Raw genomic sequence first — 14,564 nt, 5'->3', positions numbered from 1 at the left:
ATGGCGCAGCCCAAGGTCGAAAAGCTGATCACCGCGATCGACATCGGATCGTGGAAAGTGTCTGCGCTGATCGCGGGGCGAACCGACACCGGCGAACTGGCGATTTTGGGCACGGGCCAGCGCGAAAGCCGGGGCGTGCGGCGCGGCTTCATCGCCGACATGGAGCGCACCGAACTGGCGGTGCGCGAAACGATCGAGCAGGCCGAGCGGGTCGCTGGCACCAATATCGAGGATGTGTGGGTCAGCTTTTCGGGCGGCAGCCTGGTCAGCGATGTCGTGACGGTAGAGCGCGACATGGGCGGCTATCGCATCGAGCAGGCCGATATCGACGATTTGCTGACGACCGGGCAACAGGGCATCGACCCGGATGGTCGCGTGGTGCTGCATGCGCAACCCACCTGCTTCACCATCAATGGCAAGGTGCCGGTCAAGAAACCCGCCGGGATGCATGCGGACCTGCTGGGCGTGGATATTCATGTCGTGCTGGCCGACGGCGCGCCGCTTGCCAATCTGGACCTGTGCGTGCGTGGCGCCTATCTGAACGTCAATTCCATCGTCGCATCGCCGATCGCGACGGGCCTCGCTTGCCTGTCCGAAGAAGAACGCGATCTGGGCGTGGCGTTGGTGGAGTTGGGGGCAGGGGTGACCAATGTGTCGCTCTATGCCGGGGGAATGTTGGTGGGCCTGCATTCCATTCCCATCGGGGCGTCCGACATTACCGACGATATTGCATCGGCCTTTGGCATTCGCCGCAGCCAGGCGGAGCGGATCAAATGCTTCTATGGTTCGGCGATGCAGAACCGCCGCGATTTCCGCGAGATGATCGAGATCGCAACCCCTCATGGTGACGTCGCCCTGCCGGGGCAAAGCGCCGGTCCCAATGCGGAAGGGGGCAAGATCACGCGCGCGGCGCTGGTCGGCGTCATCTGCGAACGGCTCAATCAGTTGATGTCCGAAGTGAACGCCGCGCTGGCGGGCATGGGATTCAATTCCCCCACCGGGCGGCAGGTGGTGCTGACCGGGGGCGGCGCAGAAATGAAGGGCATTGCCGACTATGCGCAGGGCGCGTTGGGCCGCGCGGTGCGGATTGGTAGGCCAAGGGGCTTGTCCGCCATGCCCGAAGCGCATAGTGGCCCGGCCTTCGCGACGCTGGCGGGGCTGGCGCTTTACGGCGCTTCCAACCCGGTTGATCTCCGCACGATGGCGCCCGCGCCGCAAACCGTGCATCGTCTGGGCGCGCCCTTGTGGTGGCAGCGGATGATGCGGGCGATAAAGACCAACTATTGAACGAATTTACAGTAAGACGAAATTAACTGGTGAAATACTCCAGTTTCTGGTGTTAACATTTGATGTCGGTTGTTGCTTCCTGACGAGGAAGCTGAGGGAGCAGAATATATGAGCATTGAGATCAGCCCTCCGCATGTGGATGAACTGAAGCCGCGTATCGCGGTGATCGGTGTCGGCGGCGCGGGCGGCAATGCCATCGCGAACATGATTGCAGCCCATGTCGAGGGCGTGGACTTCATCGTGGCGAATACGGATGCGCAGGCGCTCAACGCCTCGCCAGCGGAACGCCGCATCCAACTTGGCCCGCAAATCACCGAGGGTCTGGGCGCAGGATCGCGTCCCGAAATCGGCAAGGCGGCTGCGGAAGAAACGATCGTGTCGGTCGAGCAGGCGCTGGAGGGCGCGCATATGTGCTTCATCGCCGCCGGTATGGGCGGCGGTACCGGCACCGGGGCGGCCCCCGTCATCGCCAAGGCGGCGCGCGAACGCGGCATCCTGACCGTTGGCGTCGTGACCAAGCCGTTCACGTTCGAAGGCAATCGCCGAATGAAGTCGGCGGAATCGGGCATCGACGAACTGCAAAAGCATGTCGATACGCTGATCGTCATTCCCAACCAGAATCTGTTCCTGATCGCCAATCCGAACACGACCTTCAAGGAAGCGTTCCAGATGGCGGACGAAGTGCTGCAACAGGGTGTGCGCGGCATCACCGACCTGATGGTCATGCCCGGCCTCATCAACCTCGACTTTGCCGACGTGCGTTCCGTGATGGGCGAAATGGGCAAGGCGATGATGGGCACCGGCGAAGCCGAAGGCGACGGTCGTGCGCTTCAGGCGGCGGAGAAGGCGATCGCCAACCCGCTGCTCGACGGCGTGTCGATGCGCGGGGCAAAGGGCGTCATCGTGTCGATCGTCGGTGGCGAGGATATGCGCCTGATGGAAGTGGACGAAGCCGCCAACCATATTCGCGAACTGGTGGACCCGGACGCGAACATCATCTGGGGCAGCGCGTTCAACGACAATCTGAATGGCAAGATTCGCGTGTCGGTTGTCGCGACGGGCATCGACAATGATGTTGGCAATCATGCCGCGCCGCTGACCCAGCCTTTCAGCTTTGCCAGCCGCCCTGCGGTGTCGGTGCCCCAGTCGGCAGCGCCCAAGGCCGCTGCACCCGCGCCCGCGCCACAGGCAGCTCCCGCGCCAGCACCTGAACCGGAAACGCTGGAACTGGACGTCCCCGAAGCGCCGGCCCCCGCGCCGGTGGCAGCCGCCGCGCCCGCGCCGTTCGCTGCGCCGCGCCCGGTCGCTGTCTTTTCGGACGATGACCCGGCAGAGGATGAACTGGTCCTCGGCGCGGAAAGTGCAGCACCACCTCCGCCAGCAGAGCCCGCACCGCGTGTCGCATCGGGCGGCACCCTGTTCGAGCGGATGGCGGGCCTGACGCGTGGCACGGAAAAGTCGCCAGCCGCCGACGAAGGCGCGCCGGGGATGGACATTCCGCGCTTCCTCAATCGCCAGAACAACCAGTAAGCGATCCGCTTGCCGGGGCATCTGCTCCACCAGAAGCGCGCCGTCGGTCCCACAAGGCAACCGGGCGCGCTTTTTCGTTGGCGGTCATTTCCCATTCATGGCGGCATCGGTTAAGGCACGGGTGTGAAACGCTCTCTTCCCTGGATAATTGCCGCGCTGATGCTTCCGGGCGGCGCATTCGCGCAGGTTGACCAATCGCAGCTGGTCCGTCCGCCCGACGCGGCCGGCCTCAACAGCTACCTTGCCCGTCTGTCCACCAATCCGCGCGATGTGGCGGCGCTGATCGGCGCGGGGGAGGCTGCGCTGGCGTTGGACGACCCGCGCGCCGCCACCGGCTTTTTTGCCCGCGCCGATGCGATCGCCAGCGGTAATGGCCGGATCAAGGCCGGGCTGGGGCGGGTGATGTTGAAGCTGCAAAATCCCGGTGAAGCGTTGCGCCTGTTCGATCAGGCGGCGCGGCTGGGCTATCCCGACGCCACGATCCTGGCTGATCGCGGGCTGGCGCGTGACATGACCGGGGATCAGGCGGGGGCGCAGCGCGATTATCAGGCGGCGCTGCAACGCACGCCCGACGATGCGGAACTGATTCGCCGCTATGCATCGTCATTGGGGATAGCCGGGCAGATCGATGCGTCGGACAAGGTCATGCAGCCGCTATTCTACAAGAGCGATCGCGCGGCATGGCGATCGCGCGTATTCATATTGGCGATGAACAACCGGCAGGCTGAAGCGCAGAAGATAGCCGAGCAGACCATGCCGCCGCAGCTCGCCGCCGCGATGATGCCCTATCTGCGCAAAATGCCCTATCTGACGCCAGCGCAGAAGGCTGCTGCGATTCATTTCGGGCATTTCCCGGCGCAGGTCGGCACTACCATCGCCGCGATCGTGCCGACGCCACCGGCTCCCGGCTACAGCCAGCCGGTGGCAACCAAGGCACCACCGCCGGTCGCTGTGGCGGCCGCCCCGACCAGCCCGGCGCAGGATCGCCGCACGCGTCGTGCTGAGCAGCAGCGCCAGCGCCGCGAAGCAACGCGGCTGGCGCGGGCCGAAACGCCGCGAACGGCGACGGTTCAACCGACGCCGGCACCGACGCCCACCCCGACTCCAGCGCCCACACCGAGTTCTGCGCCAACCCTGCAGCAGCCTGCGCCGCAAACCGTCCAACCGACACCGACACCGGCACCGGCGCAGGTGCAGATGGTCCAGCCGACGCCCGGCGCACCGGCCCCGACCCAGTCTGCTCCGCCACGGCAGCTTGCCGCCGCCACGCCGCAGGTGCAGGGACCGCCAGCGCCCGGTCTTGAATCGCTCGACACGCCGCGGACCGCGGCGCCTGCCGCCAATCAGCCTGCGACCACGGTAGCGAATAATGCCACCGCGCTGGCCCAGGCTTCCGCACCGGCATCGACGCCCGCTGCTTCGCCTGTTGTGCAGCCCACGCCGCCCGCGCCGCCGCCTCAGCCCGATCCACAGGCGACCCGCACGCTGGCCGACATCATCCGCGCCATCGATGTGCCGGACGCGGAACGGCGACCCACCGTCGCGGCCGTCGATCTGGCCGAAATCGAGAAAATGCAGGCCGCGCGCCGCGCCGAGCGTCTGGCCGCCGCCGAAAAGGTGAAGAAAGCCGCCGCAGCCAAGGCCAAGGCGGAAGCCGATGCTAAGGCGAAGAAGGAGGCGGAGGAAAAGAAGCGCCTGGCCGACAATCCGTCACGCAACTGGCTTCAGATCGCGACCGGCGCGAATAAGAGCGCGCTGGCATTCACGCTGAAGGCGCTGCGCAAGAAATATGACGAGCTAGCCCCGCAAAGCGCCTGGATCGCCAGTTGGGGCCGGACCAATCGTATGGTCGTCGGTCCTTTCGCCAGCTTCACCCGCGCCAGGACGCTCGAAACCAAGCTGAAGGGCAAGGGCGCAGATGTTTTTGCCTGGCAAAGTGATGCCGGAGAGGTGGTCGAAAGGCTGAGCGGCGAGTAGAGGGGCGTCCCATGACGACCCTTGCTTCCTATGCCTGCCATCCCGCCGCCAGCCGTGGCCGCCTCCACCCCGAAGAGGGGGGCGAGGTGCGTGGCCCGCGCGACATGTTCCAGCGGGATCGGGATCGCATCATCCATTCGATCGCATTTCGCCGCCTGCGCCACAAGACGCAGGTCTTTGTGTCGCCCGATGGCGATCATTTCCGCGTCCGCCTGACCCACAGTCTGGAGGTTGCGCAGATCGGCCGCACCACCGCGCGGACGCTGGGGCTGAACGAGGATCTGACCGAGGCTTTGTGCCTGGCCCACGACATTGGCCATCCGCCCTTTGGCCATGCTGGCGAGGATGCGCTGGAGGCGGCGATGGAGGCGCATGGCGGCTTTGATCATAACGCCCATACGCTGCGCACGCTGATGCTGCTGGAAAGTCCCTATCCGCGGTTCCGGGGACTCAATCTGAGCTGGGAAATGCTGGAGGGGCTGGCCAAGCATAATGGGCCGATCCGCAATCCCGGCTGGGCGATGCGCGAACTCGACGCTTTATTCCCGCTAGACCTGACCAGCCATGCCTCGCTGGAGGCGCAACTGGCGGCGATTTCGGACGATATCGCCTATGACAATCACGACATTGACGATGGGCTGCGCGCGGGGCTGCTGGTGCTGGAGCAGTTGCTGGAGGTGCCGTTCGTGGCGCGCTGTTGGGACCGGGTGCGGGCCCGCTATCCCGATGTCGCGCAGGACAGGCTGCTGCGCGAACTGGTGCGCGAACAGATTGGCGTGATGGCCAATGACCTGATTGCCGCGACCCGCGCCAATATCGCAGAATCGGGGGTGCGGACGGTGGAGGATGTGCGCGCGCTGGGCCGCACGCTGGTTGCCTTCTCGCCCGAACTGGCGGCACAAGAGCGTGATCTGAAGCGTTTCATGTATGCCAGCCTCTATCATCATCCCGAACAATTGGCCGCTGCCGACCGGGCGAGGGTGATCGTCACCGACCTGTTCGCCGCCTATCAGGCCGATCCCGCGCTGATGCCGGGTGAATGGCGCGATGAGTGCGTGACCGGCGAACCCGACCGCAGCCGCCACATCGCCGATTTCATCGCGGGCATGACCGACCGCTACGCCGAAAAACGCCATGCCGAGATATTCGGGGCGGTGGCGGATTGACGCGCCGGTGCGTTTGACGCAATGCAAATCATGTCGTCGGCGCTGAGGATTCGGCGCCGGGCATGATGCGGGAGAGTATGGGCGGCCTTTCAGGCCAAGCCTGTCGCCGAAGGAGCAACCGCCCCGGAATCTCTCAGGCCAAAGGACCGCATCACGCGCAGACGCTCTGGAAAGCGGATGGGGGAACCTGTCCCACCGAAGGGGTAAGCCGTTTCCCGCAAAGGACGGTCAAAGCTCTCAGGTTCCCGTGACAGAGGGGGTGACGAAAAGGCGGTCCGTTGGCCGGGTCGATCGTCGCTGTGCCCTCTTACGGAAAGGTCGTTTCATGACCGCCACGGACAATATCGCCACGCTGGAAGAAAGCCTGCCGCTGGAGGCCTTGCCGCTCGACGCCTGGCATCGCGCGCGCGGCGCGCGGATGGTGGGGTTTGCCGGTTATCACATGCCGATCCAATATGATGGCATCATGGCCGAACATGGCTGGACCCGCGAACATGCGGGCCTGTTCGACGTCAGCCATATGGGGCAACTGACCTTTTCGGGTGAGGGCGTGGACGAAGCGCTGGAGCTGTTGCTGCCCAGCGATATCAAGGGATTGAAGCCCTTTCGCCAGCGCTATTCGATGTTGCTGGATCGCGATGGCGGCATATTGGATGACCTGATGGTATCGCGCCTTGGCGATGGGGCGTTCGATGACGCGGCGATCTACATGGTCGTGAACGGCGCGACCAAATATGACGATATTGCCTGGATGATCGAGCATTTGCCCGATGCCGTGATCATGAACCATATGGCCGATCAGGCGCTGCTGGCGTTGCAGGGGCCGGAAGCGGGCGAGGCGATGGCTGTGCTGGTGCCGGGGACCGCCGAGCTGACTTTCATGCAGTGCGGCGCGTTTGAGTGGAACGGGGTGCCGCTGTGGATCAGTCGGTCGGGCTATACCGGCGAGGACGGGTTCGAGATCAGCCTGCCCGCCGATGCAGCGAACGCCTTTGCCGACGCCTTGTGTGCCCTGCCGCAGGTGAAACCAATCGGCCTTGGCGCGCGCGATTCCTTGCGGTTGGAGGCGGGGTTGCCGCTCTATGGCCATGACCTGACCCCTGCGGTCAGCACCATCGGCGCTGATCTGGGCTTTGCGATTTCGAAGCGCCGTCGTGAGGAAGGCGGCTTCATCGGCCATGGCCGGGTGATGAAGGAACTGGCGGACGGGCCGGGCGCAAAGCGCGTGGGCCTGACCATCGAGGGTCGCCTGCCCGCGCGCGAGGGCGCGCAGATTTATGTCGGCGATGTGCAGGTGGGCGACGTCACCTCCGGCGGTTTTGCCCCGACCGTGGGTGCGCCGATTGCGATGGGTTGGGTCAGCCTGCCCCATAGCGCCATCGGCACCGCGCTGGAAATTGAAGTGCGCGGCAAGCGCATCGGCGCAAAGGTCGCGCCCATGCCGTTTGTGCCGCACAATTATCGCCGCAAAGCCTGAATTTTTTGTCCGATAGGGGAGACAGACCCATGAGCCGCTATTTCACCGACGAACATGAATGGATCGATGTCGAGGGCGAGATCGCCACGGTCGGCATTACCGACTATGCGCAGGAGCAGCTGGGCGACATCGTGTTCGTCGAACTGCCCGCCGAAGGCACCACGTTCGACAAGGGCGACGATGCCGCCGTGGTCGAATCGGTCAAGGCCGCGTCGGACGTCTATGCGCCGATTTCCGGCGAAGTGATCGAAACCAATGGCGCGCTGGAGGATGAGCCCGCGCTGGTCAACAGCGACGCGGAGGAAGATGGCTGGTTCTTCAAGTTGCGCATGACCGACCCGTCCGAGCTGGAAGGGCTGATGACCGAAGCGGCCTACAAGAAGTTTGTGGCCAGCCTTTGATATTTTAATCGCCCCTCCTCTTCAGGGGAGGGGTTGGGGTGGGGGCTTGCCTCACGCGCCGCGTCGAGCCGACAGCGCCCACCCCCGGCCCCTCCCCAGAAGGGGAGAAGGAGAAATTGATGCGCTACCTACCCCTGACCGACACTGACCGCGCGGACATGCTGTCCGTCGTCGGCGCGGCGTCGATCGACGATCTGTTCGTCGATGTGCCCGCCGAAGCCCGGCTGTCCGCCAAGATCGCGGGCCTGCCTGATCATGCGAGCGAACTGGCGGTCGAACGCCATATGAGCAAGCTGGCGCGGCAAAATCTGTCGGCGGGGGAAGCGCCCTTTTTCCTTGGGGCGGGCGCCTATCGGCATCATGTCCCGGCCAGCGTCGATCATCTGATCCAACGTGGCGAGTTTCTGACCGCCTACACGCCCTATCAGCCGGAAATCGCGCAGGGGACGTTGCAGGTATTGTTCGAGTTCCAGACGCAGGTAGCGCGCCTGCTGGGCTGCGACGTGGCGAACGCATCCATGTATGACGGGTCGACCGCCTGCTGGGAAGCGATCGGCATGGCGCGGCGGATCACCAAGCGGGGCAAGGCGATCTTGTCGTCGGGCCTGCACCCCCATTATGTGTCGGTCGCCAATACGATGGCGAAATTCACCGGCGACCAGTTGGTGCATGACGCGCCGACCCTGAGCGCCGACACCGATATCAACGCGCTGATCGCGGGCATCGACAAGGATACAAGCTGCGTCGTCGTCCAATATCCCGACATTTTGGGCCGCATTGCCGACCTGACCCCGCTGGCGGACGCGGCCCATGCCGCCGGTGCGCTGCTGGTCGCCGTGGTGACCGAGCCGGTGGCGCTGGGCGCGCTGGTACCGCCCGGCGAGATGGGCGCGGACATCGTCGTGGGCGAGGGCCAGTCGATCGGCGTTGGGCTGCAATTTGGCGGGCCGTATCTCGGCCTCTTCGCTTGCAAGCAGAAATATGTCCGCCAGATGCCGGGCCGCCTGTGTGGCGAGACGGTGGACGCGGCGGGCAAGCGCGGTTTCGTGCTGACGCTCTCCACGCGTGAACAGCATATCCGGCGCGAGAAGGCGACGTCGAATATCTGCACCAATTCAGGGCTTTGCGCGCTGGCGTTCAGCATCCACATGACCCTGCTGGGTGAGCGCGGGTTGCGTGAACTGGCGGCGCTCAATCATGGGCTGGCCTGCCAGGCGGCGGATCGTCTGGCGCAGGTGCCGGGCGTGACGCTGCTCAATGAGAGCTTCTTCAACGAATTCACGCTGGTCCTGACGAAGGATGCGCGGGACGTGGTGCGCAGCCTGGCCGACAAGGGCGTGCTGGCCGGCGTGTCGCTGGGCCGTCTGTTCCCGCAACACGCATCGGTCGGCAACGGGTTGGTCGTCGCTGTGACCGAGACGGTGACGGCGGAGGATATCGAAACGCTGGCCCAGGCGCTGGAGGAGGAACTGGCATGACCGTTCATAGCCTCAGTGCTGCCGCGAAGGCGGTAGCCCAGTCCGGCCGTTCAGCTACCCGCAAGGGCGGGACTGGGTTCCCGCCTTCGCGGGAATACGGCGCGAACAAGGAGAGTGTCGCATGACCATGCTCAAGGAAGGCCGTCCCACCGCGCCCGTCACCGTCAAGGACGCGCATATGGCCCCGGCCACGGCGACGGGAAACCGCGCGCTGATGCTGGAAGAGGCGTTGATCTTCGAGATTGGATCGACCGATACCACCGGCGTCGATTTCGCGCCCGCGCCCAAGCTTGCCACCCGCCTTGGCGGACTGGCGCGTGGGGCGATCGGCTTGCCTGGCCTGTCCGAACAGGAAACGGTGCGGCATTATACGCGCCTTAGCCGCCAGAATTATGCGATCGATCTTGGCCTGTTTCCGCTCGGCAGTTGCACGATGAAGCATAATCCGCGCCTCAATGAAAAGGTCGCGCGGATGCCCGGTTTTGCCGATCTCCACCCGCTCGCTCCGCAATCGACGGTGCAGGGCGCGCTGGCGGTGATCCATGAACTGGCGGAATGGCTGGTGACGCTGACGGGGATGCATGCGGTGGCGATGTCGCCCAAGGCCGGGGCGCATGGCGAATTGTGCGGCCTGCTGGCGATCCGTTCGGCGCTGGAGGCGCGCGGTGACGCGCGCAGCGTCGTGCTGGTACCTGAAAGCGCGCATGGCACAAACCCTGCGACGGCAGCCTTTTGTGGCTATAAGGTCGAGGATATTCCGGCGACCCCGGAGGGCCGTGTCGATTTGGCGGCACTGACCGCGCGGCTGGGACCGGACGTTGCGGCGGTGATGATCACCAACCCCAATACGTGCGGCCTGTTCGAGCGGGATCTCAAGACGATTTCCGACGCGGTTCATGCGGCTGGCGCGTTCGTCTATTGCGATGGCGCGAATTTCAACGCCATTGTCGGCCGGGTCCGCCCCGGCGATCTGGGCGTCGATGCGATGCACATCAATTTGCACAAGACCTTCTCCACGCCCCATGGCGGGGGCGGTCCCGGTTCCGGCCCGGTCGTGCTGTCGGAGGCGCTTGCCCCTTATGCGCCTTTGCCCTTCGTCGAAAGGCAGGGCGATCGCTTCGTCCTGATCGAGGAGGAATCGGCTGAGGATCATCATGCCGGCACGTTCGGGCGGATGGTCGCTTTCCACGGTCAGATGGGGATGTTCACCCGCGCGCTGGCCTATATTCTGAGCCACGGCGCGGACGGCCTGCGGCAGGTGGCGGAGGATGCGGTCCTCAACGCCAATTATATCCTGCGTAGCCTGAACGACGTGCTGGACGCGCCGTTCGGCGGCAGCGGCCCCTGCATGCATGAGGCGCTGTTCAGCGACAAGGGGCTGGCCGATGGCTTTACCACGCTCGACATCGCCAAGGGGCTGATTGACGAGGGGTTCCACCCGATGACCATGTATTTTCCGCTGGTCGTTCATGGCGCGATGCTGGTCGAACCGACCGAGACGGAAAGCAAGGCGGCCCTCGACCAGTTCATCATGGCGCTGCGCAGCCTGGCGCAGCGGGCCAAGGCAGGGGATGAGGCATTGAAGGGCGCGCCCTATCATGCGCCGCGCCGCCGTCTCGACGAAACGCTGGCGGCGCGCAAGCCCGTGCTGACATGGGAAGCGCAGACGCTGGCGCAGGCGGCGGAATGACGCCCTGGGTTCCGGGTGAAGCGGGCGGCGAGGCGCAGAAGCGCCACGCCCCCGCGACGTTGCGGAACAGGGACGCCATCCTGACCATCCTGCGCGATGCCTTGCCGCCATCCGGTCTGGTGCTGGAGGTGGCGAGCGGTAGCGGCGAACATATCATCCATTTCGCCGCCGCGCTGCCCGCGCTCGATTGGCAGCCAAGCGATCCCGATATGGCTGCGCTGGCCTCCATCGCGGCATGGCGGGCGGAGGCGGACCTTTCCAATCTGCATGAACCGATCCGGCTGGACGCGGCGGGAGACTGGCCGGTCGACCACGCCGATGCGATATTGTGCATCAATATGGTGCATATCAGCCCATGGGACGCGACGTTGGGGTTGATGCAGGGGGCAGGGCGGGTTCTGCCGCCGGGTGGGCCGCTCTATCTGTACGGACCCTATATACGCGATGATGTGGAAACTGCGCCCAGCAACCTGGCGTTCGATGCTTCGCTCAAGGCCCGCGACCAGCGCTGGGGTCTGCGCCGGGTGGAGGATGTCGTGACCGCAGCGGAGGCGCAAGGGTTGCGCCTCGACAGGATGGTGGACATGCCGGCGAACAATCTGTCGCTGATTTTCAGGCGAGCGGACTTCTGAAATTCGTTCGCGCTGCGCCTGTCGAAGCGCTTTACAGTCCCGCGAACAGGAACAGGCCTTCGACAAGTTCAGGCCGAACGGATAAGGGGAGCGCAATGTCCAGCCAACTCCTTCCCCTTGTCGCCGCCGAGATGCTCCAGCCCGCCGATCCGCGTGCGGCGGCGATGGCCGGGGCGATCGCGGCGCAACATCCGCACGCGGCCCGCGCGGTCCTATTCTACGGCTCCTGCCTGCGGGAGGCCAATCTCGACGGGCTGATGCTGGATTTCTACCTGATCGTGTCGGACTATCGCGCTGCATATGGCAAAAGCTGGCTGGCGCGGGCCAATGCGCTGATCCCGCCCAATGTGTTTCCGTTTGAATATAGTGGCTTGATCGCCAAATATGCGGTGTTGTCCGAAGCGGACTTCGCCCGGCTGTGCAGTCATGCGGCGGATAATGTGTCGGTCTGGGCGCGCTTTGCGCAGCCGTCGCGATTGCTGTGGGCGGTAGATGAGGATGCGCGGGCGCGGGCCATCGCGGCGGTGGCTCAAGCCGCGCCGACCCTGTTGTCGCTGGCCCTGCCTATGGCGGAAGGTCAGGATGCGCTGTCCCTGTGGAAGGCGGGCTTCACCCTGACCTACCAGGCCGAGTTGCGGGCGGAGCGCAAGGGGCGGTCGCTGTCCATCGTTGATGCGGACCCCGATCGCTACCGCCGTTTTGGCGAGGCGGCGCTGGCCGATGGCCTGCCCCGGTCACCGGAGCAGGCCGCGCAGCGCTGGCGTGCGCTTCAGCGGCGGGGCAAGTGGCTGTCGGTCGTGCGACTGGCCAAGGCGAGCTTCACCTATGCGGGCGGGATCGATTATCTGGCGTGGAAAATCAACCGTCATGCCGGGACGGCAATCGTCATCAAGCCATGGCAGCGGCGCTGGCCGCTTCTGGGCGCGGTCACTCTGCTGCCGCGACTGTTCCGTTCTGGTTCGATCCGCTGAGCGCGACGGACAGGGCATTGGCGAGCGACATCAGCGTATAGGGTTTGCGCAGTACTTCATGGCCCGCAAAATCGGCGCTGGCGGTTGCGTCGCCCGCATAGCCGGTGACGAACAGCACCGGCAGATGGCGATATTGCTGCGGCAGGGCGCGGATCATTTCCGGCCCGGTCAGGTCCGGCATCAGCACGTCGCTCATGATCAGGCCAATATCGCTATTATTGGACAGCAGCTTTGCGGCCTTGGACGGATGATCGCAGGCGATGGGCAGGTGCCCCAGTTCCGCCAGCGCCGCCATGGTCTGTTTCAGCACACGCGGATCATCCTCCACCACCAGGATGCGGGTGGGCGGATGAAGCGTTGCGTCGTGCGGGGAGGATATGGCCTCGCTGGCATCGGCTGCCGCGTCGCCCATCCGCCGGGGCAGGTAGACATGGACGCTGGTGCCCTTGCCCGGTTCGGACTCGATGCGGATTTCGCCTTCGCACTGGCGCACGAAGCCGAAGATCTGGCTAAGGCCTAGACCCGTGCCCTTGCCGACCGGCTTGGTGGTGAAAAACGGCTCGAACACGCGCGCCAGTACCTCGGCGCTCATGCCGCAGCCATCATCAGTGACACTCAGCACGACATAGTCGCCCGCTTGGCAATCGCCGACCTCACCCGCCGCCAGCGCGGTCTGGCTGGTGCCGATGGTCAGCCGCCCGCGCCCGTCCATGGCGTCGCGCGCATTGACGCACAGGTTCAGGATCGCATTTTCCATCTGGTGCTGGTCAACGAAGATGCGCCATCCCTGCGCCCTGGGTGCGAGCGCCACGGTGATCTGGTCGCCGATGGTGCGGTCGATAAGGTCCGCCATGCCCGACACAAGCGCATCGGGATCGACTGCGCTGGGCAGCAATGGTTCGGACCGGGCAAAGGCAAGCAGGCGACGCGTGAGGGCGGAGGCGCGATTGGCCCCCTCCATCGCATTGTCGAGATGACGGGATGCTTCCTGCGGCTTTAGCCGGATATTGCGCTTCGCCAGTTCCAGTCCACCGACAACAACGGCCAGCATATTATTGAAATCATGGGCGATACCACCGGTCAGCTGACCCACCGCGTCCATTTTGTGCATCTGGCGCAGATTTTCCTCCGCCGCCGCGCGATCGATCGATTCCTGTTGCAACCGCTCATAGGCATCGGTCAGTTCCGCCGTGCGTGCGCGCACCGCCAGGTCCAGCCGGTCGGCCCGTTCCGCCTCCGCCTCCGCCTCCGCCAGTCGCCGCGCGTTGCGGCGATCGCTATAGGCGACATGGGCGAACCAGGCGGCGAACAGCACACATACCAGCATCGCCAGCCCCAGCAGGCGTGAGGTCTGCCCCATCCATTCGGTACGGTCCCCCGCGAGCGCCACGGCAAGGCTGCGTTCGCGCAGGCGCAGATTTTCCGCCTCTATGACGCGGTTGAGCAGCGCGGTGATGCGTTTCAGATCGCGCGACGTCCCCGCTTCGTGAAAGCGACCGAGCGCTGCCATCTTCTGGTCGTAGGTGGTGCGCAGGCCGATTTCGTTCAGTGTCTTGCCGCGCGCCATGAAGGCTTGTTGCAGCGCCTCCACATTGCCGCGCTGCCATCCGGTGCCGCGCGTCGCAAAGGCCAGCGCCTTCAATTGCGCGCCAGCAGTGCGCCACTGGTCCTGAAACAGGCGGCCGGTATCGGGGTTGAGGCCAATGACATAGCGGGCCAGCGTCACTTCCGCGCGCGCAGTCTGTGCCTCGAACGCGCGGGCCAGCGCGATGATCTCGAAACTGCGCTGCTGTTCGGCCAGCGCCAGTTGATGATCGCGCGAGGCGTTGCTGGCGCTATAGAGCAAAGCGCCGAGCGACCCGACCAGCAGGATGCCGAGCAGGAATGGCAGCAGGCGTCGTGCCTTAACGCGCAAGCTGCTGCCTTCATGATCCAAAGTGTCGCTGTCCGCCATC

11 protein-coding genes and 1 riboswitch are annotated in these 14,564 nt (G+C 65.0%); of the genes, 10 read left to right on the top strand and 1 reads right to left on the bottom strand.

Going from position 1 to position 14,564, the window contains the following annotated elements; all coding sequences use genetic code 11:
* The 10 genes from ftsA to SX1_RS00705 all read left to right on the top strand — a co-directional run bounded on the left by ftsA (nt 1) and on the right by SX1_RS00705 (nt 12,609).
* Entirely contained in the window at nt 1-1,287 is a 1,287-nt protein-coding gene (ftsA, locus tag SX1_RS00750) for a cell division protein FtsA (protein WP_017184132.1), read from the top strand.
* A gap of 108 nt (nt 1,288-1,395) precedes the next feature.
* Nucleotides 1,396-2,817, top strand: a complete 1,422-nt coding sequence (gene ftsZ, locus SX1_RS00745) for a cell division protein FtsZ (RefSeq protein ID WP_017184133.1) — start codon at nt 1,396-1,398, stop codon at nt 2,815-2,817.
* Nucleotides 2,818-2,976: 159 nt separating this feature from the next.
* Nucleotides 2,977-4,794, top strand: coding sequence for an SPOR domain-containing protein (locus SX1_RS00740; RefSeq protein WP_019051514.1), 1,818 nt, complete (start codon nt 2,977-2,979; stop codon nt 4,792-4,794).
* An 11-nt stretch (nt 4,795-4,805) separates the two neighbouring features.
* Nucleotides 4,806-5,960, top strand: coding sequence for a deoxyguanosinetriphosphate triphosphohydrolase (locus tag SX1_RS00735; protein WP_019051513.1), 1,155 nt, complete (start codon nt 4,806-4,808; stop codon nt 5,958-5,960).
* A gap of 58 nt (nt 5,961-6,018) precedes the next feature.
* Nucleotides 6,019-6,119: riboswitch (glycine riboswitch) on the top strand.
* Between the two features lie 166 nt (nt 6,120-6,285).
* Nucleotides 6,286-7,437: a glycine cleavage system aminomethyltransferase GcvT gene (gene gcvT / locus SX1_RS00730; protein WP_019051512.1), complete on the top strand. Its 1,152-nt coding sequence runs from the start codon at nt 6,286-6,288 to the stop codon at nt 7,435-7,437.
* Nucleotides 7,438-7,466: 29 nt separating this feature from the next.
* Complete coding sequence (gene gcvH / locus SX1_RS00725) at nt 7,467-7,838, top strand: glycine cleavage system protein GcvH (protein WP_017184137.1); 372 nt, start codon at nt 7,467-7,469, stop codon at nt 7,836-7,838.
* A 119-nt stretch (nt 7,839-7,957) separates the two neighbouring features.
* Nucleotides 7,958-9,316, top strand: a complete 1,359-nt coding sequence (gene gcvPA / locus SX1_RS00720; RefSeq protein ID WP_019051511.1) for an aminomethyl-transferring glycine dehydrogenase subunit GcvPA — start codon at nt 7,958-7,960, stop codon at nt 9,314-9,316.
* A 121-nt stretch (nt 9,317-9,437) separates the two neighbouring features.
* The gene (gene gcvPB, locus SX1_RS00715; RefSeq protein ID WP_019051510.1) at nt 9,438-11,006 is read left to right on the top strand and encodes an aminomethyl-transferring glycine dehydrogenase subunit GcvPB; all 1,569 of its coding nucleotides are present in this window, start codon (nt 9,438-9,440) and stop codon (nt 11,004-11,006) included.
* Nucleotides 11,003-11,638, top strand: coding sequence for a DUF938 domain-containing protein (locus tag SX1_RS00710; RefSeq protein WP_019051509.1), 636 nt, complete (start codon nt 11,003-11,005; stop codon nt 11,636-11,638). The genes gcvPB and SX1_RS00710 overlap by 4 nt, the downstream gene beginning before the upstream one ends.
* Before the next feature lie 95 nt (nt 11,639-11,733).
* Complete coding sequence (locus SX1_RS00705) at nt 11,734-12,609, top strand: hypothetical protein (protein ID WP_019051508.1); 876 nt, start codon at nt 11,734-11,736, stop codon at nt 12,607-12,609.
* Here SX1_RS00705 and SX1_RS00700 read toward each other — a convergent pair.
* Entirely contained in the window at nt 12,566-14,563 is a 1,998-nt protein-coding gene (locus tag SX1_RS00700; protein WP_019051507.1) for an ATP-binding protein, read from the bottom strand. The two genes, SX1_RS00705 and SX1_RS00700, sit on opposite strands and share 44 nt — an antisense overlap.
* Between the last annotated feature and the right edge of the window lies 1 nt (nt 14,564).

The organism is Sphingobium xenophagum NBRC 107872, assembly GCF_000367345.1.
In the GTDB taxonomy this organism is placed as follows: domain Bacteria; phylum Pseudomonadota; class Alphaproteobacteria; order Sphingomonadales; family Sphingomonadaceae; genus Sphingobium; species Sphingobium xenophagum.
The sequence above is the reverse complement of the archived record's forward strand: the minus strand, read 5'-3'. Positions and strand labels throughout refer to the sequence as shown.